Origin of the sequence: Synechococcus sp. OH2 (assembly GCF_047462155.1) — a bacterium.
Classification (GTDB): Bacteria; Cyanobacteriota; Cyanobacteriia; order Thermostichales; family Thermostichaceae; genus Thermostichus.
The window spans coordinates 18,267-18,842 of the sequence record NZ_JANSIR010000078.1; the positions used below are offsets into that span (position 1 = coordinate 18,267).

The window sequence follows — 576 nt, forward strand, 5'->3', positions numbered from 1 at the left end:
GTCTTGGGCCACATCGGCCTTACACCACAGGCCAAGCATCAACTGGGGGGGTATCTCCAGCAGGGAAAAACCCCCTCAGAGGCAGAGCGGCTGCGCCAGGAAGCCCTAAGCCTAGAGCGGGCAGGGGCCTTTGCCCTGGTTTTGGAACACATGCCGGCGGAATTGGCTGCCCAGATCACCCAGCAAGTCGGGATCCCGACTCTGGGCATTGGGGCTGGCCCGGCCTGCGACGGCCAAATTCTCGTCACCCACGACCTGCTCGGCCTCAGTGAGCGGATCCCGCCCTTCGCCAAAGCCTACGCCAACCTGCGAGAGGTAATCCGAGAAGCGGTGGAAGCCTTTGTCGGCGATGTTCATCAAAGACTGTTTCCCCCCACCTAGGGCATCCCCTCGGCAACTCGCAAGTATCACTTTCTGGCACCTCAGTCGTTGGTTACTGCTCTCCCTTGGTGAGGATCTCCAGAAATGGGGAGCCAGTCGGGGCAGCCGATTGCCGCCTCTGTCAAGGCTGGCCGAGGATGTACAGCGCACATGAACTACCCCACCGCGTAGGCGGGTGGGGGTTCCTCACCCGCT

1 protein-coding gene is annotated in these 576 nt (G+C 62.0%); it reads left to right on the top strand.

Annotated elements, in window-relative coordinates:
• On the top strand, positions 1 to 381 hold a 381-nt coding region (locus tag NW835_RS06770; protein ID WP_414414864.1), incomplete at its 5' end, for a 3-methyl-2-oxobutanoate hydroxymethyltransferase.
• Between the last annotated feature and the right edge of the window lie 195 nt (positions 382 to 576).